This window comes from Streptococcus sanguinis (assembly GCF_050222175.1).
Classification (GTDB): Bacteria; Bacillota; Bacilli; order Lactobacillales; family Streptococcaceae; genus Streptococcus; species Streptococcus sanguinis_M.
Genome location: NZ_CP071420.1, coordinates 1554022 through 1576167, shown reverse-complemented (window position 1 = coordinate 1576167; position 22146 = coordinate 1554022). Strand labels below are relative to the sequence as shown.

Sequence of the window (22146 nt, the reverse complement as noted above, 5' to 3'; positions counted from 1 at the left end):
TGATTTCCAACCTAGTTTTCTGTATGGGAATTTTTAAGTGCTTCTTTGGTTTTCTTAAGCTCTTTTTTCAGTGAGAAATTTTTCACCATGCTGATGAGAAAAGTCGTGACAGAACCCAGGAGCACTGAAATTAAAATCAATATAATCAAGGGTAGTTTGAAGCTGAACAAGATAAAGCTAACATTGACACTCTGCATATTGGCCAAGGAAATACTGGCCACCAATAGAATGGTAATTAAAAGCAGAATATAGTGCAATTTTTCTTTCATAGTGATTCTCCTGTTTATTTATTCAAACTCTGCCTTGCTTTTGATATCTCCGTATTCTTCTGGGATTTCTTGGGCTAGGATATCTTCATAAGCCGCCAGTTCAATATCTGAGCCATATTTGTTTTTCAGAGCGGTGGTCACCAGACGGTAGGCCAAGTTCGCATTGCGGGACAAGATGGGACCATGGAAGTAGGAGCCAAAGACATTTTTATAATGAACACCCTCGCAACCATCCTCTTGATTGTTGCCATTTCCATAGACAACTTTGCCCAGAGGTTTCTCGTCGTCCGAGAGGAAAGTCCGTCCTTGGTGATTTTCAAAGCCGTAGTAGGTCTCATCGAATTCATCATTATGAATCTTAATATCACCAATATAGCGATTATTGGTCTGGTTGAGGGTATAGTGACCCATGATGCCCAGACCTTCAATTCGACGGCCAGAAGCTTCGATATAGTATTGGCCTAAGAGTTGGAAGCCACCACAGATGGCTAGCACTACGCCGTTTTCATTAATAAAGCTTTCCAAAGCTTCTTTTTTAGCTGGCAGGTCACGAGCCACGATCGTTTGCTCATAGTCTTGACCTCCGCCAAAGAAGACGATGTCGTAGCTGTCCTTTTCAAAGTCATCTTCTAGAGAAACGATATCGACTTTAACTCTAGCGCCTAGCTTTTCAGCCACATACTTGAGCATGAGGACATTGCCATTGTCGCCGTAGGTATTCATGAGATTGCCATAGAGGTGGGCAATCTTTACTTCGTAGCGATAGTCCTGGTTTTCAGGAGAAGTGAGGGATCTGTATACCATTAGTTCATCTCCTTTCTGACCACTTGTCGTTCTGCCAGCAACTCACGGAATTCCAGCATGGCAGTATAAGTTGCTAAGATATAGGCATGCTTGGTTTCTTGCTGTTCAATGGCCTTAAAGACTGCTTCCAAATCTTTGACTTCGGTAATCTGATCTGCTGGATAGCCCGTTACCCGCAGTCGACGAGCAATCTCAGAGTGGCGGACACCGCCAGCAATGACATGAGGGATCTCCATCTCTAAAATCCTCTCAAAATCAGCATCCCAGATCCAGCTGGTATCAATGCCGTCTGCATAGTTTGCATTGAGCAGAACGGACAAGCTAAAGTCAAAAGGTGCCAGTCCAATCATATCCAGTGCTTGGGTCGCCCCAACCGGATTTTTAATCAAGACTAAGGTACATTCCTTATCGCCGATTTTGAAAGTTTCCTGACGGCCAAAGACAGCTCGGCTCTTGTCAAAGCCAGCCTTAATAGTAGCCGGCTCGACATCAAAGAACTGAGCTACTGATACAGCGGCTAAGGCATTGTAGATATTATAAAGGCCACCGATATTGATTTGATAGTCTTGACCATCAATGGTAAAGGCAGAGCGGTTATGCTCAAGCGTTTTTAGAGCGGTCAGGCTGTAGTCAAGCTTAGGACGCTTGAAGCCGCAGTCCTCACAGATATAAGCTCCCAGATTGGCATAGGTGTTGAGCTCATACTTTAGGATATGCTCGCACTTGGGACAGAGGATGCCCTCTGTATTGTAGTGAGCCAGCTGAGCCTGGCCTTTCTCGGTATCAAATCCATAGTAGCGGACAGGATTTTTCAGGCTGACCGAGTTAAAGAGAGGGCTGTCACCATTCATCAGTACAGTTGCTTCAGGTACTTTAGCTGCAGCATCCAGAATCATCTGGTAGGTCGTGTAGATCTCACCATAGCGGTCCATTTGGTCGCGGAAAATATTGGTGAAGACGAAGAGGCTGGGCTTGATATAATCACAAATCCGAGATAGGCTGGCTTCATCTATTTCCAGCACAGCGATATGTTTGCCAGATTTGCCTTTCTTAGCGGTCAGGAAGGTTGTGGTAATCCCCGTAATCATGTTGGCACCGCTAGGATTGGTCACCACTTCTCCAAAGGCTTCCTTGAGAATACCCACTGTCAGAGCTGTAGTCAGAGTTTTACCATTGGTTCCGGTAACAACCACAACCTCATAGTTCTTTGCTAGGTTTTGTAAAATATTTTTATCAAATGTCAGGGCAACTTTCCCTGGCAGGGTCGATCCACGCCCCATTTTGCTGAGAACAAAGTGGGAGGACTTGCCTGCCAAGAGGCCCAAGGCTGTATTTATCTTCATAAGAAATATTTTATCATAAAAAAGTAAAGAAGGTTACAGAAAAATATTGACAAACGTGATATAATGGGTTGGTAAGTCTTTAAGCATTAAGACCCACTGTAAAATAAAAAGAGAGAAGTTAATTGAGTAAACTCTAAGTGCAAGATAAAATCAGGCTGTTATAAGATTTAATAAGTTCGATTTGTTGCTACAGCTGTTGGACTTTGCTTGTAGAGGAGTAGGAAGTCTAAGTATGAATTTTCAACAACTAACCAATCTCCAATATTGGGCCAGTTTGTTTTCTGACCCTTGGAGGATTGTAATTAATATTATTGACGTCGCTATCGTCGCATGGATTCTATATTATCTAATCAAGGCCATTGCCGGTACCAAGATCATGATTTTGGTCCGCGGGGTGCTCTTCTTTATCTTGGCACAGTTTTTTGCCAATATCATCGGCTTGACCACCATTTCTTGGTTGATCAATCAGGTCATCACCTACGGGGTCATTGCGACCGTGGTGATTTTCTCGCCTGAGATTCGAGCAGGATTGGAAAAGCTGGGCCGGGCAACAGATATTTTTTCTACAACGCCCATCAGTAACGAAGAAAAAATGGTTCAGGCCTTTGTCAAGTCTGTTGCCTATATGAGTCCGCGGAAAATCGGGGCTTTGGTGGCCATTCAGGGAACCCGCACCTTGCAAGAGTACATTGCGACAGGGATTCCCTTGGATGCAGATGTGTCCGGAGAGCTGCTAATCAACATTTTTATCCCCAATACGCCATTGCACGATGGAGCAGTCATTATAAAAAACAATAAGATTGCGGCTTCCTGTGCCTACCTGCCTCTGACCGAAAGCAGCGGTATCTCTAAGGAGTTTGGAACCCGGCACCGCGCAGCTATTGGCCTTTCTGAAGTATCAGATGCGTTTACTTTTGTCGTTTCAGAAGAAACCGGTGGGATTTCCACCACGCACAATGGAATTTTCAAGCATGATTTGACTTTGGATGAGTTTGAGATAGAGCTGAGAAAGGTCTTCTTATCAGAGCAGGACAAGCCAGCGGGTTTGAAAAAACGCTTCATGGGAGGATGGAAGAAATGAAAAAACGTAAAAAAATTCTTTATATCATCTCTTCGTTTTTCTTTGCCCTAGTGCTTTTTGTCTATGCAACCTCCAGCAGTTATCAAAACAATACTGGAGTTCGACAGGTCACATCTGAAACTTATACCAATACGGTTTCCAATGTGCCGATTGACATCAAATATGACAGTGAGAATTACTTTATCAGCGGTTTCACTTCTGAAGTTTCCGTCGCTCTGACAGGCTCCAACCGGGTCAATCTAGCCAGTGAAATGCAGGAAAGCACTCGAAAATTTCGAGTCGTTGCTGATCTTTCCAAGGCTACAGAAGGCACAGTAGAAATTCCGCTAAAGGTTGAAAACCTGCCAAGCGGTCTGACTGCTACAGTGACTCCGCAGAAGATTTCGGTTAAGATTGGTAAAAAGGCTAGCAAGAAGGTTGAAGTCCGCTACCTCATCACAGACAGCCAGGTGGCTGAAAATGTGTCTATCAGTGGTGTGACCTTGGAAAATAAGGAAGCTACTGTAACTAGTGACGAGGAGACCCTTTCTAAGATTGAGTCTGTCGTAGCTATTCTCCCGACTAATGTCATTATCACTGGTAACTACAGCGGGACAGCGCCGCTGCAGGCGGTTGATGGACAGGGAAATGTTATGCCAAGCGTGGTGACACCATTTGAAACGACTATGCGTGTCAACACTAAAACAGCAGACAGCTCAGGCTCGTCCTCCTCTAATAGCAGCTCAAATACGAGCTCATCAAATAAAAACTAAATAAAATTTTGAAAATAAACTTGGATGAAGTCAGTCTGTCTTGCTTGCAGCCTAAATCTTTACATCCAGGTCTTATGAAAGGAAACTATTTATAATGGGTAAATACTTTGGAACCGATGGTGTTCGCGGAGAAGCAAATGTGGAATTAACGCCGGAATTGGCCTTTAAACTCGGTCGCTTTGGTGGTTATGTTCTGAGTCAGCACGAAAGTGAAGTTCCTCGGGTCTTTGTTGGCCGTGATACTCGAATTTCAGGAGAAATGCTGGAAAGCGCCTTGGTTGCAGGACTTTTGTCCGTTGGGATTCATGTCTATAAATTGGGTGTCATTGCAACGCCTGGTGTGGCTTATCTGGTCAAGTCAGAGAAAGCCAGCGCCGGAGTTATGATTTCTGCCAGCCACAATCCAGCTTTGGATAATGGTATCAAATTCTTTGGTGGTGACGGCTATAAACTGGATGATGAGCGTGAGTTGGAAATCGAAGCTTTGCTGGACGCAGCGGAAGACACCTTGCCACGTCCAAGCGCCGAAGGTTTGGGTGACTTGGTGGACTATCCAGAAGGGCTGCGCAAGTACCAACAATACTTGGTTTCAACTGGCTTAGAACTAGAAGGAATGCATGTGGCCTTAGATACGGCCAACGGTGCGGCTTCTACCAGCGCTCGTCAGATTTTTGCGGACCTTGGCGCTCAGTTGACCATTATCGGAGAAAATCCAGACGGCCTTAATATCAATCTGAATGTCGGCTCTACGCATCCAGAAGCTTTGCAGGAGGTTGTCCGTGAGTCTGGTGCAGCGATTGGTCTGGCCTTTGATGGAGATAGCGATCGCCTCATTGCCGTGGATGAAAATGGTGAGCTGGTAGATGGTGACAAGATTATGTACATCATCGGTAAGTACCTGTCTGAAAAAGGCGAGCTGGCACAGAATACCATTGTTACGACCGTCATGTCTAACCTAGGCTTCCATAAGGCTTTGGATCGTGAAGGTATCCAAAAGGCTGTGACAGCAGTTGGTGACCGCTATGTAGTAGAGGAAATGCGCAAGAATGGCTATAATCTAGGTGGCGAGCAGTCTGGACATGTTATCATCATGGACTACAATACGACAGGTGACGGTCAGCTTTCAGCTGTGCAATTGACCAAGGTCATGCAGGAAACTGGTAAGAAACTATCTGAATTGGCTTCTGAAGTAACCATCTATCCGCAGAAACTGGTCAATATTCGTGTGGAAAATAGCATGAAAAATAAGGCGATGGAAGTCCTAGCTATCAAGACAGTGATTGAGAGAATGGAAGCCGAAATGGCTGGTAATGGACGGATTTTGGTTCGTCCGAGCGGAACAGAGCCTTTGCTGAGGGTCATGGCTGAAGCACCAACTGACGAAGAAGTAAATTATTATGTAGATACCATTGCTAATGTTGTTCGAGCTGAAATTGGGATAGACTAATAAATGTAAAGAAACTGAGACATAATGTCTTGGTTTTTTTATATTCGTATGAATTTTTAAACACTTTGAATAAAAATGTTGATAAATTGCAATACTCTTGGTATAATAAGCTACGAAAGGAGAAAAAGATGAAAAATAAAAATACAATTATTTTTAAAATTCTTATCTTATTAACAGCTATTGTTACAGGTTTAGGTTTTGCTGCTCGAACTCAGGCTTCTGAAGTAACTGAATACAGTCAGCAAACCAGCATTACTAAGGATGGTGAGCCATTAACAAGTGACTCAACTGTTAAGACTAATGAAACCTTGTCTGTAACAACCAACTTCACATTTCCTGCGGCTCAAACGATCGCTGAAGGGGATACCCTGACTTTTAAACTTCCGGAAGAATTAAGTCTGATTACTGCCTTAAACTTCGATGTCTATGATGTTGTTAATCATACGGGAGAGTTAGTCGGTACAGCTCAAACTGACCCGGCGACTCAGTCAGTTACAGTGACTTTCAGTAACTACTTTACAAACTATACCCAAAAGAAAGAGCTATCTTTGGGCTTTAATGTTCGTATCAATAACGAAAAAGTCAAAGAAACAGGTCCTGTTTCCTTCAAATTTGGCCAGACAGACTTTTCTTTCCAATACCAGAAAGAAGAAGGAACTGCTGGTGAGTATGAAATGAAATATGGTTACCAGGACAGCACTGATCCGAGTATTGTTAAATGGCGCATTATCCTGAATGCAAGACAGGACATGCTTCGCAACATGGTGATTTCAGACACCTTTGGTGATGGTCTGACCTTGGTTCCTGGTACGCTGCGGGCGGTTCGTTATGCTCCAGTTGCTGGTGGTATCCGCAATGAAGCTCATATCCTGACGCTGCCTGTTGCTGATAACTTTACTAACAAAGCAGTCCTAACCCAAAACGCTAATGGCGATGCTAACGGTTTTACCATTAACTTTGGCGATAACTACAACTGGCCAATGTACATCGAGTACTCTACTCGCGTACCAGAAGGTACTAAAGTGGGTGATGTGGTTAACAACAAGTTATCATGGACAGCTAAAGGATTCCCAGAACGCACTATTACTAAGTCAGTCCGCTTGGAAGAGGGCTCTGGTAAAGGAAGCGCTGTGCTAGCAAAAGATGTGAAGATTCAGGCACAGAAAAAACTTGTTAATAAAGTGTTAGAGAAGGGTCAATTTACCTTTGGTCTCTTTGACGAAAACGGTGTTTTACTTCAAACAGCTACCAATGAAGCTGATGGTTCTATCAATTTCAAAGCCTTGAACTATAATGCAGCTGGTGACTACCGCTACAGCATTAAGGAAATTCCGGGCAATGATGCTAACTACATCTATGATGACAAGGAAGCTCAGCTGACAGTTACTGTTAAAGATGTGAATGGTGAGTTTTTGGGCTCTGTTAAATATGATTTGGATCCTGTCTTTACAAATACCTATAGAGGTAATGATCCAGGCAAGGCAGTTCAGCCACCTAACCCTGGAAATAACAACAATCCAAACAATCCAAATAACAACCCTAACAATAACCCAAATAATAATCCAAATAACAATCCAAATAACAATCCAAATAATACCCCAGGCAATGGTAACAATACCCCTAGTAACAGTTCCGACAATCCAAAGGGTGGAACAGACAATCCAGGGAATGGAAATAACAATTCAAACAATGGTACCAATGATCCGGGTGCTGCAGGAGGCAACAAAAAAGTTCTGCCTAAGACTGGTCAAGAAACGACACTTTGGCTGTCAGTTGCAGGTTTGGCAATCTTAGTTGGCTTTGGAAGCTATGTCTTTCTTCAAAAAAAGACTAGATAAAATTCAAAGGTTTTAAGAGTTTTCTCTTAAAGCCTTTTTGCATACTTTTCCATTTGAAAAAACGGAGCAATCGTGTTAGAATAGACCTAGTAATTTTTAAAGGATAGAGGTGTTATCGTGGCTTTTGGAGATAACGGACAACGCAAAAAAACAGGATTTGAAAAATTGACGATGCTGGTCGTGATTATCATGCTCATCGTGACAGTTGGAGCAATCTTTGCTTCCGCTCTCAGCGCAATCTTTTAATCCAAACGCTTCAGGGCGTTTTTTTAGACTAGAAAAAGAGAATAGAAAAAATGAGTATGTTTTTAGATACGGCCAAGATTCAAGTTAAGGCTGGCAATGGTGGCGATGGCATGGTGGCCTTTCGCCGTGAAAAATATGTTCCTAATGGCGGTCCTTGGGGCGGCGATGGCGGTCGTGGTGGCAATGTTGTTTTTGTCGTAGACGAGGGTCTTCGTACCCTGATGGATTTTCGCTACAATCGCCATTTCAAGGCTCAGTCTGGTGAAAAGGGCATGACTAAGGGCATGCATGGCCGAGGGGCTGAGGACTTGATTGTTCGAGTGCCGCAGGGGACGACGGTTCGTGATGCGGAGACTGGCAAGGTGCTGACGGACTTGGTAGAAAACTGTCAAGAATTTATCGTAGCGCGTGGTGGCCGAGGCGGTCGTGGAAATATTCGCTTTGCGACGCCTAAAAATCCTGCTCCTGAGATTTCTGAGAATGGAGAACCGGGTCAAGAGCGTGAGCTTCTGCTGGAACTCAAGGTCCTAGCAGACGTTGGTCTGGTCGGCTTCCCTTCTGTCGGGAAATCCACTCTGCTCAGCGTCATTACAGCGGCTAAGCCTAAGATTGGTGCTTATCATTTCACGACCATCGTGCCTAATCTAGGCATGGTTCGCACTCACTCTGGAGAATCCTTTGCAGTAGCAGATCTACCAGGTTTGATTGAGGGGGCCAGCCAAGGGGTTGGACTGGGAACCCAGTTTCTCCGTCATATTGAGCGGACACGGGTTATCCTGCATGTCATCGATATGTCAGCAAGTGAGGGACGTGACCCTTATGAGGACTATCTAGCTATCAATAAAGAGTTGGAATCCTACAATCTTCGTCTCATGGAGCGCCCGCAGATTATTGTCGCTAACAAGATGGATATGCCGGAAAGTGCTGAAAATCTCAAGGTATTCAAAGAGAAATTAGCGGCTAATTATGACGAATTTGCGGAACTACCGCAAATCTTCCCGATTTCCAGTCTGACCAAGCAGGGGCTTGCGACCCTCTTGGATGCGACCGCAGAATTATTAGATAAAACGCCTGAGTTCTTGCTTTATGATGAGTCTGAAATGGAAGAAGAAGCTTACTATGGCTTTGACGAAGAAGCACCAGCTTTTGAAATCTCTCGTGATGATGATGCGACTTGGGTGCTGTCAGGTGATAAGCTTGAGAAACTCTTTAATATGACCAACTTTGATCGAGATGAGGCAGTTATGAAATTTGCCCGTCAGCTGCGTGGTATGGGCGTTGATGAAGCCCTTCGTGCTCGCGGAGCCAAGGATGGGGATCTGGTCCGCATCGGCAAGTTTGAGTTTGAATTCGTTGACTAAGGAGGATTGCAATGGGTGATAAACCAATATCCTTCCGCGATGAAAATGGAAATTTTGTCTCTGCAGCCGACGTCTGGAATGCTGAAAAGCTAGAAGAGCTCTTTAATAAACTCAATCCCAAACGCAAGCTGCGTTTAGAAAGAGAAGCATTAGCGAAAGCGGAAGAGGAATAAGATTAAAAGCAGCTGAGCAGGAAATAATCCTACTCAGCTGCTTTTTGGCGCTAAAGATGTATTTGTTAAGGTAATTAACCTTTGTTTTAAGCAAAGATTTTAGGACTGACTGTTTTTATTCGAGGGAGAGCAGCTAGGCAGACACCTAGAACGATAAGCTTGTCTGCATAATCGGTCAGTATTTGGACGAGGACGATACTAAGGACGGGGTTGACTCCCATTCCCCGCAGGGCTTGGACGATGAGGCTGGATCCGCTGGATGTTATGCCTCCGAAGAGCAGGACAGTGATTGCAGAGGCTACTAAGGTACCCGGAAGGGCTACCAATAGGGTTTTCCAGAGAAGACTGAGCTTTAAGCTTCCTTTTTCTTTAAAAAACCAAGCTGCTGAAAGAGCAATGATGATAGCGGCAGGCGAGTAGTAGAGAGAAAAGATATCGGTTGTCATCCAGCCAATGAGGGCGCTGAGAAAGGCAACGCCAGCCCCAGCAAGAGGCCCTAAGGTCAAGCTAGCTAGAATCGTTCCAAAGGTATCTAGATAGACAGGTAATTTCATAAATAGTGCAATATTAGCTCCCACGTAGTTAAGAGCGATACAGATAGACAAAAAGCTTAGGATAAGGGGTGTTGATTTTTTCATGATAAAATTTTCCTCATAAAAGTGATGATAGGTCTCGAGCAATCGTTTCCTTAGGCTGATTCAGGAGGATAGCTAAGAAGTCTTGGAAGAAGAGTGAGGGACTGACTTGAGTTGCAATATAGGCATTGGCTGGTTTATGATAGAAGTTATAAGCATCAACCACGGTCTGTCCAAGAGCAATGCCTTCGGTCACGATTTCAACATAGGAGTCGAAGCCCATACAAAGATCTTCATGCAGAAAATGAGCAATAGCAAGCGGATCGTTGATGACACAGCCGATGATGTGTTCATATTCCCAGTGAAAGTCCCAGTAGAAACGCGTGATACGACCGACAAACTCAGCTACTTCTGGCTGTAGAAAACGCATGTACTCTAATAGATTGGGGGTGAGGACGATGGCGCGTGTGACATCTAGTCCAACCATCTCGATTTTTCGGCCTAACTTTTGATAGACAAATTGAGCGGCGTGTGGGTCACACCAGTAGTTATACTCGGCTACAGGTGAGCAGTTGCCATGAGATCTGTAGCTGCCGCCCATACTGGCAAAGCGTTTGATATGTTTTCCAATTTGGGGATTTTGCTTTATAGCCAGTGCTAGATTAGTCAATGGTCCCAAGGTGATAAGGGAAGTGTCCTGAGCCTTCTGGAAATAGGTAGCCAGAAATTCAGAGGCTTCCTGAGGCTGGGGCTGACAATTGCTTGTTCGATTGATTCCGCTCTCGCCTAAACCATCCATACCGTGGGTATCCTGGGCTGAAACGAAATCGCGGACTAGAGGCTTGTCTGCACCTGCATAGACTGGGATATCTAACCGATTCAGTCTTTCTAATATTTTAAAGGCATTTTCAACACCAAGGTCTACTGGGACATTTCCAGCGACGATGGTCAGTGCTACAACTTCTAGATCGGGATGTTGAATGGCATAGATTAGGGCTAGACTATCATCTATACCAGGGTCACAGTCAATAATGATTTTTCTTTTCATGAGTTCTCCTTTGCCTATATAAAAATGAGGTTGAGACAATCGGTCCCAACCTCTTAACTACCTGCCTAATCGAGGAGACAGCAAAAAAACTATGCGCAAGACATTTTAAATACAATATAAAGGCACTTAGTTTTTTATTCTGGGAAGTTTTCGAACCAGTCCAAAACCGGGGTTTTGATTTCTCTATTTCTTTATCATAAATAAAAATAAGGAAAAAGTCAATGGGAGTAAGACTAGCATGGTCACCCCCATCTTTTTATGGTATAATGAAAAAAATAAGTAGGAGAAGTGATAATTATGGCAAAAACGATTCATACAGATAAAGCACCAGCAGCGATTGGACCTTATGTTCAAGGAAAAATTGTGGGCAATCTTTTGTTTGCGAGCGGGCAGATTCCTCTGTCTCCTGAAACTGGAGAAATCATTGGGACGACTATTGAAGAGCAGACCCAGCAGGTACTGAAAAATGTTTCAGCCATTTTGGAAGCTGCTGGAACTGACTTTGACCATGTGGTCAAGGCTACTTGCTTCTTGAGTGATATCAATGATTTTGTGGCCTTTAATGAAGTTTACAAAACAGCCTTTACAGAAGCATTTCCAGCTCGTTCAGCAGTCGAAGTGGCTCGCCTGCCTAAAGATGTGAAAATTGAGATTGAAGTGATTGCTGAGGTTGTCTAAGGCAAGAGCAGAGGAAAAGAGACTCAAAGCTCTTTTAGGAGTTAGAGCGATGAAAGGATTATAATGTCTGAGAAGAAAATTCAGCTTGTCATTGTGACTGGAATGAGCGGGGCAGGGAAAACCGTAGCCATCCAATCCTTTGAAGACTTAGGTTATTTCACCATTGATAATATGCCGCCAACTCTGGTGCCGAAGTTCTTGCAGCTGGTCGAAGGGACCACGGACAATGATAAATTGGCTCTGGTTGTCGATATGCGCAGCCGTTCCTTCTTTTTGCAAATCCAGAACGTTTTGGATGATTTAGAGCAAAACGAGAACATTGATTTTAAGATTCTTTTCCTAGATGCGGCGGATAAGGAGTTAGTGGCTCGTTACAAGGAAACGCGTCGTAGCCATCCGCTGGCAGCTGATGGCCGGATTTTAGATGGGATTAAACTGGAGCGTGAACTTTTAGCCCCTCTGAAGAATCTCAGCCAAAATGTTGTGGACACAACAGATTTGACACCACGGGAGCTCAGAAAGACCATCTCTGAGCAATTTTCAAATCAGGACGAGATGCACAGTTTCCGCATTGAGATCATGAGTTTTGGTTTCAAATACGGTCTGCCTTTGGATGCAGACTTGGTCTTTGATGTGCGCTTTCTGCCCAATCCCTACTATAAACCTGAGCTGCGCAATCAAACTGGCTTGGACAAGGATGTCTTTGATTATGTCATGAACCATGCCGAGTCAGAAGAATTTTACCAGCATCTGCTGGGCTTGATTGAGCCAATCTTGCCGGGCTATCAGAAGGAAGGCAAGTCTATCCTGACCATTGCTGTGGGCTGTACGGGCGGTCAGCACCGCAGTGTAGCCTTTGCTCAGCGCTTAGCAGATGATTTGGCTAAAAATTGGCCGGTCAATGCCAGTCACCGCGACAAAAACCGACGGAAAGAAACGGTGAACCGCTCATGAGAAAGCCACGAATTACAGTCATTGGCGGTGGAACAGGAATTTCGGTGATTTTAGACAGCCTGCGTAAAAAGGATGTAGAGATTACAGCTATTGTCACAGTAGCAGACGATGGTGGCAGTTCTGGTGAATTGCGAAAAAACATCCAGCAGCTGACTCCGCCGGGGGATTTGAGGAATGTCTTAGTAGCCATGTCCGACATGCCAAAGTTCTATGAGAAGGTCTTTCAGTATCGCTTTGCGGAAGGAGATGGTGTTCTAGCGGGACATCCCTTGGGCAATCTGATTATTGCCGGCATTTCTGAAATGCAGGGCTCAACCTATAACGCCATGCAGCTTTTAACCAAGTTTTTCCATACAACAGGTAAAATCTACCCTTCTAGCGATACCCCTCTAACTCTGCATGCTGTGTTTACAGATGGAACAGAAGTTATCGGTGAGAGTAATCTGACCAGCAAGACCGGGATGATTGAGCGGGTCTATGTGACCAACACCTATGATGACAAGAAGCCTGCTGCTAGTAAAAAGGTGGTTGAGAGCATCTTAGAAAGCGATATGGTGGTTCTGGGGCCGGGTTCACTATTTACCTCTATCTTGCCTAACCTCGTTATCGAGGAAATTGGCCAAGCTCTTCTAGACACCAAGGCAGAAGTGGCCTATGTCTGCAATATCATGACCCAACGCGGTGAAACAGAGCATTTTTCAGACAGCGATCACGTCCAAGTTCTGCACCGTCATTTGGGCAGGAAGTTTGTAGATACAGTCTTGGTCAATATCGAACCTGTCCCTCATGAGTATATGGACAGTAACCAGTTTGACGAATATCTGGTACAGGTTGAGCATGATTTTCAAGGGTTGCAAGAGCAGGTTCCGCGCGTTATTTCTTCGAATTTTCTGCGTTTGGAAAATGGCGGAGCGTTCCATGATGGTGAGTTGGTCGTTGACGAATTGATGCAGATTATACAGGTACGTAAATGAGCTTTACAGTAAAAGTAAAAGAAGAACTGCTGAGTCTGGCAAGCAGAGATAAAAATGAGCTGTCAGCCATGATCAAGATGTCTGGCAGTCTGGGCTTGGCCAGTAGTGGTTTGACCCTGTCTGTCACAACAGAAAATGCCAAGATTGCTCGCCATCTCTATGAGTTGCTGTCGGACCTTTATCAGGTCAAGTCAGAAATCCGCCACCATCAGAAGACCAATCTGCGCAAGAATCGCGTTTATACAGTATTTCTAGATCAGAAAGTGGAAGAAATCCTTTCTGATTTGCACTTGGCTGACTCCTTTTTTGGCATTGAGGCAGGGATTGACCAGACCATTTTGTCAGATGACGAAGCCAGTCGGGCCTACCTCCGGGGGGCCTTTCTCTCAAATGGCAGCATGCGGGAGCCAGACTCAGGCAAGTACCAGCTGGAAATCCTGTCCGTTTATCTGGATCATGCTGAGGATTTGGCTGCCTTGATGCAGCGTTTTCTGCTGGATGCCAAGACCATTGAGCGAAAGAAAGGGGCTGTTACTTATCTGCAGCGGGCTGAGGATATCATGGATTTTCTCATTGTCATCGGTGCTATGGAAGCCATGGCTGAATTTGAATCTCTTAAGCTCATGCGGGAAGCGCGCAATGACCTCAATCGCGCTAATAATGCGGAGACAGCGAACATCGCCCGTACGGTCACAGCCAGTATGAAAATCATCAACAATATTGCTAAAATCAGTGATAATATCGGCATTGAGAGCCTACCTGTAGACCTGCAGGAGGTAGCCCAGCTTCGTATCCAGCATCCAGACTATTCCATCCAGCAGCTAGCTGATAGTCTGAGTCGGCCACTGACTAAGAGCGGTGTCAATCACCGACTTAGAAAAATCAATAAAATCGCAGATGAATTATAAAAGCTGCTGAGCTTGAGCTCGGCAGCTGTTTTGTTATAGGCTTGTAGAATGTTTAGGTTGGACTTTTTGCTCAGGATAGATATGGTTAATGGCGTTGTTGACAGCAGTAGGTGCCTCACCTAACCCAGTCGCAATCAAGTCAATCTTCCCCTCGTAGCTACAGCAGTCTCCAGCTGCATAGATACCTGGCACGGAAGTTTCTTGCTTGCTATTGACCAAAATCTTGTGACGGTTGAGCTCCAAGCCCCAATCTTTGAGATTGCCAACAGAGGATTTAAAACCGTAGTTGACAAAGAGATGATCCAGAGGCAGAAGCTGACTTTCCTCTCCCTTGACTTGGCTGATTTCCAAGTGGGTTATCTTGCCATTTTCGCCGACCAATCGACTCGGAACAAAAGGTGTCTTAATCTCAACGCTAGAAGCCTTGAGTTCTTCTACGCTATGCTCCAAAGCTCGGAAGTTGTCCCGACGATGAACCAGACTGGTTTCTGCAATCTTTTCAAAAGCTAGCGCCCAGTCAACAGCCGAGTCGCCGCCGCCCAGAACAACAACCTTTTTGCCTGCGTACTGGCTGATGTTTGAAACATGATAGTGGAGGTTATTGTAGTTTTCAGCATCGTCTAGCTCCAAAGCTCTCGGTTTGAAAGCACCACCTCCCATGGCGATGATGATGGTTTTGGTCTGATGCTGGGCTTGAGAAGTTGTGATGGTGAAGCCATCATCAGATTTAACGATATCCAGAACCGTTTCATTGAGGCAGATTTCAGTCTGGAAAGTTTCCAGCTGCTCAATCAGACGCTGTGTCAGTTCTTCGCCACTTAGATTGGTAAAGCCCGGTACATCCAGAATCTTCTTCTCTGGATAGAGAATGGCCGGCTGACCGCCCAGCTGAGGCAGGGAATCAATGATTTTAACCTTGGCTTGGCGCAGATGGGCGTAAAAAGCTGCGAATAGGCCAACTGGACCGCCGCCGACAATCGTAATATCATACAGTTCAGACATAATTTTCCTCAATCTTTTTAAAATAAACTAGCATTATTGTACCACAAAAAGGGGTTGAAATGTAGGCAAATGTTTTGAAGCCATCTTAAAAGCCCCATCAGGGGCTTAAAAATTAGATAGCAAATAAATCATTGAGGTTTTCAGCCAACGTTGGGTGGGTGAAAATTTGCTTGCTAAAGTAAGTGTAAGGAATTTTATTATCCATGGCTACTGTCAGGATATTAATAATTTCCTGAGCTCCCGCTGAGAAGATAGTTGCTCCAACGATTTCCTTGGTTTCAGTGTTGACAACAGCCTTGAAGGCACCGCGTAAGTCAGCATTGACATGTCCACGAGGCATTGCTGCGACAGGAATCTCCTTCACTGCAATCGGCAATCCTTGCTCTTGGGCTTCCTTTTCTGTCAATCCGATTTGAGCTAAAGGCGGTGTGATGAACATGCTGGTAGGGACGTTTTTACGGTCTTCCAGTGTGTAGCTGCCATCGCCAGCTAGATAGCTATAAAGGATACGGAAGTCATCCAATGAGATATAAGTAAACTGCAGACCGCCATTGACATCGCCCGCTGCAAATACACCAGGTACAGATGTTTCCAAGTGCTTATCGACCTTAATCGCTCCGCGCTCTGTCAGCTCGATATCTGTATTTTCCAGCTGTAGTGGTTCAATATTGGGCTTACGGCCGGTAGCATAGAGAAGGGCATCGAAGCGGAATTCTCCAGATTCTGTCACAACTACAACTTCGTCACCATCATTTTTGATCTGTGTAGTACGTACATTTTGTAAGAGTTGGATTCCGTCTTCTTCCATGTATTGCTTAGCTAGAGCAGCGATAGAAGGCTCAACTCGAGGGAGAAAGACAGGAGCAGCATCCAGCACAGTTACCTGGCTACCCATTTTGTTGTAGAGTCCAGCAAATTCTAGGCCGATGTTACCGCCGCCTAGGACTCCTAAGCGTTTAGGAAGTTCCTTCAGATTTTGAATGCCAGTTGAGTCATAGACATGCTCGGTCTCAGTCAGTCCTGGAATTGGCAGGATATTGGAAACAGCACCGGTATTGATGACAATAGTCTCAGCAGTCAGTTCCTCTTTCTCATCGCCAGCTGTGATTTCGATGACTTTATTGGAAAGGAAATGAGCTTCCGCATCGATGATGTCAACACCAGCGCCACTGATTGCTGCGTAGTTCTTCCCGTTGAGACGGCTGGTTACAGCGTTCTTTTCAGCCATGACTTGGTCGAAAGCTAGGCCTTTTTCAGCTGCGACCAGCAGGGTCTTGGTTGGGATGCAGGCGATATTAATACAGGTTCCACCATACATAGCCTTGCTTCGCTCAATCAAAGCAACTTTTTTTCCTTGGGCCGCCATTTTGGCTGCCAATGTTTTACCGGCTTTACCAAAGCCGATGACAATTAAATCATAGGTTAACATAATTTACCTCCATTTTTCAAAAAGATTGTATCACATCTAGTCAGAAATTGCTGATTTCTGCTACGCTTTTTTTCTTCAGTATTTTTAGTCACACTTTTTATACAGATTGTCCATTTTTGAGCAAGATTTTCGCAGTTCCAGTCAGTCTGTGTTATACTAAGTTTCATTATTTATTTTAGGAGGGTAAAATGTCTATTATTACACTGATTTTGGCAAGTTTGGTTGCCTTGGAATTTTTCTACATCCTGTATTTAGAGACAATTGCGACGACTTCTGCAGTGACAGCTCGAGTTTTCGACATGTCGCAAGAGGAGTTGGAGCGGCAGTCGGTCAATACACTTTTCAAAAATCAAGGAGTTTACAACGGATTGATAGCTGTTTTGGTCTTGATTGCGGCCTTTGTACAGCCTAGTCCGGTTTGGCTGGGAATTTTTATGGGTTATATCATCTTGGTAGCAGCTTATGGTGCAGTGACCAGTGACCCTAAAATCCTGTTCAAGCAGGGAGGGCTTGCTATGCTGACCCTACTTAGTTTATTTTTCTAAAATAGAGTGAGGAAGTGATGTCCCGCTCTTTTTTTATATAATGATTGACTTTTTTGTTAGACAAGTGTAGAATAAAGATAGAAATAGCATTATTTAGAAAGCGCGTGGGAACGATGAAAAGATCTATTAAACGTTTGCCAGACGGGGAATTTACTATTTTAAAGGTAATTTGGCAGCTGCCTACCCCGACGACCTCTGCCCGTATCATGGAAAAGCTGGGACCAGACAATCACTGGAAGCCTCAGACTTTGCTGACAGTTTTGGCTCGCTTAACGGAGAAGGGCTTTTTAGACAGTGTCCGCAAGGGACGTGAAAGGCAGTATACAGCCTTGATCTCAGAAGATGAGTATCTGGAAGTTGAGGCTTCGGATTTCTTGAAGCGTCACAGTGGCCGTTCTATGGGCGGGTTTGTCAAAACACTCTTTTCTTCTAACTCCTTTTCGGAAAATGAATTGGATGAGCTGCGCAGTCTGCTCAACCAAGGAAAGTAGGATGGAGGGATAAGCATGAAAGAATTCCTTCTTTCTTTTCTTCTGACCAGTTTGTCGACATCCATTTTGGTGCTGTTGCTTAGTCTGCTTTTTACGGCCTTTAAGACTAAGATTTCGGTCAGAGTGAAGTATTTTATTTGGTTTTTGATATTGCTGAGTTTTCTGTTCCCGTTCCGTCCCCAATTTGGCTCAGGCCTGATTCGGTTGAATACAGGTTCGGTAGTTCAGACAGCAGTGACTGCTACCCAGACAGGTGGTTCTCAGGGTGCTTCTCCAGCACTTGAAAAAGCTGCACAGCCAAATCTATGGGAGGCTTTTCTGGGTCTACCTTGGTTTGAGATTCTCTTTGCCATCTGGCTGATTGGCTTTGTCTTTAGTATAGGAAGATACGCTTATTCTTATATTCGCTTCAGAAAGATGCTGAAGCGCTGGGGCACGGAGTTTCAGGACGAAGAAGCGATGGCTCAGCTGCGGGATGTTCAGCAGGAGATGGGAGTTAAGGGCCAGATTCGTCTGCTCCACTATCCTATGTCCCAAAGTCCTATGCTGCTAGGTTTCAGAGATATTTTAATCGTGCTTCCAGAACTTGACTACACAGAAGAAGAGCTGCAGCTGATTTTTAAGCATGAGCTGACCCACTATAAGCACCGCGATGTTTTAATCAATCTCTTAGGGATTTTTGCCAAGAGTCTTCATTGGTTTAATCCGGTTGTCCGCTTTGCCTGCCGGGAAACCCAGGAAGCAGGAGAAATGTACTGTGACTACGATGTTTTGAGCTGTAGAGATACAGAGTATCGGACTTTCTACGGTGAAACGATTTTGACCATGATAGACCGCAGTAAGAAGACCCCAATTGCTCTGACAACCTGCTTTTACTCTGACAAGTTTAATCTCAAGCGGCGGATTGTCGGCATTATGGATAACCGCCTGCCTAAGAGGTTTCTGTCTGCTGCCTTTGTAGTGGCAGTTCCTCTCCTTTTGCTCTTGACTAGCTCGGTCTTTGCTTTAGAAAGTCCAGCTGCTCAACAAAGCAAGCCTGTGGCGGGTCAAAAACAGCCCCAGGGACTCAGTCAGCGTCAGGCACTAGAATCCGTCTTAAAAGAGCTGTCTCTTTCTGAAAAAGATATTAAAGATTTACAAATTTCGCGTGAGAAAGACACTTATAAGATTTTCTTCTCTCACGGGCAAACAGCCCATGAAACCATTGTCAATGCTAAGGATGGAAAACTGGTCAAATCCAAGCAGCATACCATTGTCGAAAAGACAGTAACGGTTGAAAAAGAAGTCAGTCCATCCTCGTCTGCTGCATCAACTCCAGCTGACAACAGCTCTACTGCAGGCGCAGGGAATACGGGAGCAGCGGGCTCTACCGGAGCTAGTACAGCGACAGTACAGACACCTGCTCAGAACAGTTCCTCTCATACGACAGACACTGATGATCCAGATGATGATGATGACCATGATGACGATTAAAAAAAGGATTCTGCCAGTTTAAGTTTCTTAAAAGCTTAGACTGGTAGAATTTTATTATCTTCTCAAAGGGGGATTTGGCAATCCTCCAAGAGCAGTTAGTCATCAGTTTATCTTTATTTTAGGACGATTTTACTTACAGTTTGCACTTCGTTTCCTAATGCTAAAAAAACTGAAAGATTATTTATCTTTTTTCTTGACATTTAAAAACGACAATTGTAGAATATAGTCATAAACTACATTTGTAGAATGTTTTTAAAAAATACTGCTTGGAAAGGAGAAGAAAGCAAAGCTTATCCAGACGCTTGTAGGTGCAGAGCGGAAGCTCTATTTCTTTTAAAAGCAAAAACTACATTTGTAGAATCAAAGGAGGATTCAAATGAAACAAAAGCAAATCCAAACAAACTTCCAACGGATCGAAACGAAGTATATTCTTGACCGGGCAATGCTAGCTCGTCTTGAGGCTGATATGAGGCCTTACCTTACCGCAGATGATTATGCGACTTCAACCATTTCCAATGTGTATTTTGATAATGATGAGTTCCAGATGATTCAGGATTCCATTGCCAGAAAAGGTGGTCGTGAAAAGATGCGGATGCGCACTTATGCTGAGCAGCCGAATGATGATAGTCAAGTTTTCTTGGAAATCAAGAAGAAACGTGATGAAGTAGGCTTCAAATACCGTTTAGTTTCCAATCCTCTCTCTGTGACCAACTATATTGTGAATGGTGTGGCAGACCATACTATTTCTGATGACCGGGTCAAGGCAGAAGTAGAACAGTTACAGGAGCGCTATCTAGACTTGAAGCCAAAAATGGTGATTAGTTATGACCGCTACTCTATGAGAGGCTTGGAAGATAAAAAGGTACGTGTGACAGTTGATTCCAACATCCGCTACCGAGATTATGATGTAGATTTAGCTTCAGGTCGCTATGGACTGCCCTTGCTGGAAGATGACAAGGTGATTATGGAAATCAAGGTTCCTGGTCAATATCCTCAGTGGCTGGCTGATATTCTGAACAAATACGGCCTTGAAGACCAGTCCTTCTCAAAATACGGCAAAGCCTACCTGCAAACTAAAGAAAGGCTGACTCAAACAGTCAAGGCCTAAGGGGGTAGTCTATGCTTGATCAGTTATTTAACAGTATCTACTCCTCCACGGAGGTCAAGATTAATCCTTTAGCATTGATTTTTTCACTAGCAACTAGTGTGGTTTTGGGAATTATCTTAGCCAAGGTCTATAAGCGGCAAACCATTTATACCAAGGAATTTGTCGTCACCCTCTCCCTTTTGCCAGCTATTATTTCCATTATCATCTTCTTGGTTAATGGAAATCTGGGGACCAGTGTCGCCGTAGCAGGGACTTTCAGCTTGATTCGTTTCCGGTCGGCTGCAGGTGGCTCCAAGGAGCTCCTAGCTATCTTTATGGCGACGGCTATTGGGATTACAACAGGAATGGGATTTGTAGCATTGGGAATTGTCTTTACTCTAGCTATTTCAGGCATTTGGATGCTCTTTGAAAAGATGAGCTTTACTTCAGTCAGTCAGACCAGACGTTATGTTCAGGTTCAAGTTCCAGCTGACTTTGATTACGAAGTACTCTTTGATGCTATCTTTGAAACGGCTTGTAAATCAGCTGAACTGACCTCTCTCAAGTCGGCTGAAAAGAAGTCTATCAAGCTAGACTATGTCGTTGACTTGAATCCTGACATGAGCGAAAGAGAGCTCATTCAGCAGTTCCTGTTCTACGATAAGGTTCAGGACATTTCCCTTTCCAAAGCCGCTAAGAAGCGTAAAACATTATAAAGCACTAAAGACCAGCTGCAATATGCCAGCTGGTCTTCTTAGTCTAAAAAGAAGTGGAAATACATCCAAGTTACAGAAAAAACTTGACACTCTTTTCTATATGTGGTATGATTATATAGATTTTGGACTTGAAGGGAGTGAAAAAAATGTCAAAAACAGTAGTACGCAAGAATGAATCACTTGATGATGCACTTCGTCGTTTCAAACGTGCGGTTACTAAAGCTGGTACTCTTCAAGAAACACGCAAACGTGAATTCTATGAAAAACCTTCTGTAAAACGCAAACGCAAATCAGAAGCAGCTCGTAAACGTAAAAAATTCTAATTGAACAAAAAAGCAGACTCCGGTCTGTTTTTTGTTTTCACTCTTTGGAGAGAAGGGGATGATTGTGATCAATAGGCAAGAAAAAAACACTGATTTTCATCAGTGAATTCTCTTTATTTTTTCTCAGCCAACAAAGCTTTGATTTCTTGCAGGACTTCCAATTCAGTTGGTCCAGCAGCTTCTTCGGCAGCTTCCTCCTTCTTCTTAGCAAGGCTCTGTGCTTTTTCAGCAGACTTAACGATGAAGAAGAGAACAGTACCGATTACCAAGAAGTTAATCACGGCGCTCAAGAAGTTACCATAAGCAATCCCGTTCCATTTCAATTGAGAAATTTGCTCCAAGTTTGCAGCTTTCAAAATTGGATTGAGGAAGAGAGGAGTGATTACGTCAGTAATCAAAGAAGTGACGATTGCTCCAAAGGCGTTGGCGATGATCACACCGACTGCCAAATCAATCACGTTCCCGCGCAACAAGAATTCTTTAAGATCCTTTAACATTCTTTCTTTCCTTTCAAGAATTTATTAATGATATTATATTATAGCTTATTTATATGACAACTACAAGATATTTGCTTGTCAAATATTTTACATTTGCTTCATTTTAGTATAAAATATAGAATGATATTCTAT

General features: G+C 44.0%; 25 protein-coding genes and 1 riboswitch. Of the genes, 17 read left to right on the top strand and 8 right to left on the bottom strand.

From position 1 onward, the window contains the following. Window positions 1-11: 11 nt before the first annotated feature. From J1C91_RS07685 to murT, 3 genes are read right to left on the bottom strand one after another with little or no spacing between them, the layout of a single operon-like run. Entirely contained in the window at window positions 12-269 is a 258-nt protein-coding gene (locus tag J1C91_RS07685; protein WP_002910164.1) for a lipopolysaccharide assembly protein LapA domain-containing protein, read from the bottom strand. An 18-nt stretch (window positions 270-287) separates the two neighbouring features. Continuing rightward, window positions 288-1073 (bottom strand): lipid II isoglutaminyl synthase subunit GatD, encoded by a 786-nt coding sequence (gatD, locus tag J1C91_RS07680; RefSeq protein WP_002910163.1) that lies wholly within the window; start codon window positions 1071-1073, stop codon window positions 288-290. Continuing rightward, window positions 1073-2416 (bottom strand): lipid II isoglutaminyl synthase subunit MurT, encoded by a 1344-nt coding sequence (gene murT / locus J1C91_RS07675; protein ID WP_002910162.1) that lies wholly within the window; start codon window positions 2414-2416, stop codon window positions 1073-1075. The genes gatD and murT overlap by 1 nt, the downstream gene beginning before the upstream one ends. 232 nt (window positions 2417-2648) lie before the next feature. On the opposite strand from murT, the gene cdaA reads away from it, so the two are divergent. The 7 genes from cdaA (at window position 2649) to J1C91_RS07640 (ending at window position 9314) form a co-directional block, all read left to right on the top strand. Further along, window positions 2649-3497 (top strand): diadenylate cyclase CdaA, encoded by an 849-nt coding sequence (gene cdaA / locus J1C91_RS07670; RefSeq protein WP_002902726.1) that lies wholly within the window; start codon window positions 2649-2651, stop codon window positions 3495-3497. Continuing rightward, on the top strand, window positions 3485-4249 hold the full coding sequence (locus J1C91_RS07665) for a CdaR family protein (protein ID WP_002902728.1): 765 nt from the start codon (window positions 3485-3487) through the stop codon (window positions 4247-4249). The genes cdaA and J1C91_RS07665 overlap by 13 nt, the downstream gene beginning before the upstream one ends. A gap of 94 nt (window positions 4250-4343) precedes the next feature. After that, complete coding sequence (glmM, locus tag J1C91_RS07660; RefSeq protein ID WP_002910161.1) at window positions 4344-5696, top strand: phosphoglucosamine mutase; 1353 nt, start codon at window positions 4344-4346, stop codon at window positions 5694-5696. Window positions 5697-5761: 65 nt separating this feature from the next. After that, window positions 5762-7534, top strand: a complete 1773-nt coding sequence (locus J1C91_RS07655) for an Ig-like domain-containing protein (protein ID WP_002910160.1) — start codon at window positions 5762-5764, stop codon at window positions 7532-7534. A gap of 117 nt (window positions 7535-7651) precedes the next feature. Then, window positions 7652-7780, top strand: a complete 129-nt coding sequence (locus tag J1C91_RS07650; protein WP_002895969.1) for a DUF4044 domain-containing protein — start codon at window positions 7652-7654, stop codon at window positions 7778-7780. Between the two features lie 50 nt (window positions 7781-7830). Continuing rightward, window positions 7831-9141: a GTPase ObgE gene (gene obgE / locus J1C91_RS07645; protein WP_002910159.1), complete on the top strand. Its 1311-nt coding sequence runs from the start codon at window positions 7831-7833 to the stop codon at window positions 9139-9141. Between the two features lie 11 nt (window positions 9142-9152). Then, window positions 9153-9314, top strand: coding sequence for a hypothetical protein (locus J1C91_RS07640; RefSeq protein WP_002895966.1), 162 nt, complete (start codon window positions 9153-9155; stop codon window positions 9312-9314). Between the two features lie 86 nt (window positions 9315-9400). Here J1C91_RS07640 and J1C91_RS07635 read toward each other — a convergent pair whose 3' ends face one another. Both J1C91_RS07635 and J1C91_RS07630 read right to left on the bottom strand, forming a co-directional pair. Continuing rightward, entirely contained in the window at window positions 9401-9952 is a 552-nt protein-coding gene (locus J1C91_RS07635; protein WP_221761878.1) for an ECF transporter S component, read from the bottom strand. 13 nt (window positions 9953-9965) lie between these two features. After that, window positions 9966-10937, bottom strand: coding sequence for a nucleoside hydrolase (locus J1C91_RS07630; RefSeq protein WP_125341725.1), 972 nt, complete (start codon window positions 10935-10937; stop codon window positions 9966-9968). A gap of 120 nt (window positions 10938-11057) precedes the next feature. Further along, window positions 11058-11102: riboswitch (PreQ1 riboswitch) on the bottom strand. 132 nt (window positions 11103-11234) lie between these two features. Here J1C91_RS07630 and J1C91_RS07625 point away from each other — a divergent pair. The 4 genes from J1C91_RS07625 (at window position 11235) to whiA (ending at window position 14451) form a co-directional block, all read left to right on the top strand. Next, on the top strand, window positions 11235-11615 hold the full coding sequence (locus J1C91_RS07625; protein ID WP_125439080.1) for a RidA family protein: 381 nt from the start codon (window positions 11235-11237) through the stop codon (window positions 11613-11615). Between the two features lie 63 nt (window positions 11616-11678). Continuing rightward, on the top strand, window positions 11679-12569 hold the full coding sequence (rapZ, locus tag J1C91_RS07620; protein WP_002910152.1) for an RNase adapter RapZ: 891 nt from the start codon (window positions 11679-11681) through the stop codon (window positions 12567-12569). Continuing rightward, window positions 12566-13543, top strand: a complete 978-nt coding sequence (locus J1C91_RS07615) for a YvcK family protein (protein ID WP_002910150.1) — start codon at window positions 12566-12568, stop codon at window positions 13541-13543. Before rapZ ends, J1C91_RS07615 begins: the two co-directional genes overlap by 4 nt. Next, on the top strand, window positions 13540-14451 hold the full coding sequence (gene whiA, locus J1C91_RS07610; RefSeq protein ID WP_002910149.1) for a DNA-binding protein WhiA: 912 nt from the start codon (window positions 13540-13542) through the stop codon (window positions 14449-14451). The genes J1C91_RS07615 and whiA overlap by 4 nt, the downstream gene beginning before the upstream one ends. 33 nt (window positions 14452-14484) lie before the next feature. Here whiA and J1C91_RS07605 read toward each other — a convergent pair whose 3' ends face one another. Next, complete coding sequence (locus tag J1C91_RS07605) at window positions 14485-15453, bottom strand: NAD(P)/FAD-dependent oxidoreductase (RefSeq protein WP_002910147.1); 969 nt, start codon at window positions 15451-15453, stop codon at window positions 14485-14487. Window positions 15454-15565: 112 nt separating this feature from the next. Then, window positions 15566-16882, bottom strand: a complete 1317-nt coding sequence (locus J1C91_RS07600; protein ID WP_002910146.1) for an FAD-containing oxidoreductase — start codon at window positions 16880-16882, stop codon at window positions 15566-15568. A 188-nt stretch (window positions 16883-17070) separates the two neighbouring features. Here J1C91_RS07600 and J1C91_RS07595 point away from each other — a divergent pair, with 188 nt between their 5' ends. The 6 genes from J1C91_RS07595 to rpsU all read left to right on the top strand — a co-directional run bounded on the left by J1C91_RS07595 (window position 17071) and on the right by rpsU (window position 21517). Then, window positions 17071-17427 (top strand): DUF1304 domain-containing protein, encoded by a 357-nt coding sequence (locus tag J1C91_RS07595; RefSeq protein WP_002910144.1) that lies wholly within the window; start codon window positions 17071-17073, stop codon window positions 17425-17427. A gap of 113 nt (window positions 17428-17540) precedes the next feature. Then, on the top strand, window positions 17541-17918 hold the full coding sequence (locus J1C91_RS07590) for a BlaI/MecI/CopY family transcriptional regulator (RefSeq protein WP_002910143.1): 378 nt from the start codon (window positions 17541-17543) through the stop codon (window positions 17916-17918). A gap of 15 nt (window positions 17919-17933) precedes the next feature. Then, window positions 17934-19391: a M56 family metallopeptidase gene (locus J1C91_RS07585; RefSeq protein WP_002910142.1), complete on the top strand. Its 1458-nt coding sequence runs from the start codon at window positions 17934-17936 to the stop codon at window positions 19389-19391. 376 nt (window positions 19392-19767) lie between these two features. Beyond that, a complete protein-coding gene (locus J1C91_RS07580) occupies window positions 19768-20499 on the top strand; it encodes a polyphosphate polymerase domain-containing protein (RefSeq protein ID WP_002910141.1) in 732 nt (243 codons plus the stop codon). 11 nt (window positions 20500-20510) lie between these two features. Beyond that, the gene (locus J1C91_RS07575; RefSeq protein ID WP_002910140.1) at window positions 20511-21194 is read left to right on the top strand and encodes a DUF4956 domain-containing protein; all 684 of its coding nucleotides are present in this window, start codon (window positions 20511-20513) and stop codon (window positions 21192-21194) included. Window positions 21195-21340: 146 nt separating this feature from the next. Next, window positions 21341-21517 carry a 30S ribosomal protein S21 gene (gene rpsU / locus J1C91_RS07570; RefSeq protein WP_000048054.1) on the top strand — a complete coding sequence of 59 codons (177 nt, stop codon included), beginning with the start codon at window positions 21341-21343 and terminating at the stop codon, window positions 21515-21517. A gap of 113 nt (window positions 21518-21630) precedes the next feature. On the opposite strand, the gene mscL is transcribed toward rpsU, so the two are convergent. Beyond that, window positions 21631-22014 carry a large conductance mechanosensitive channel protein MscL gene (gene mscL / locus J1C91_RS07565; protein WP_002910137.1) on the bottom strand — a complete coding sequence of 128 codons (384 nt, stop codon included), beginning with the start codon at window positions 22012-22014 and terminating at the stop codon, window positions 21631-21633. Window positions 22015-22146 lie beyond the last annotated feature (132 nt).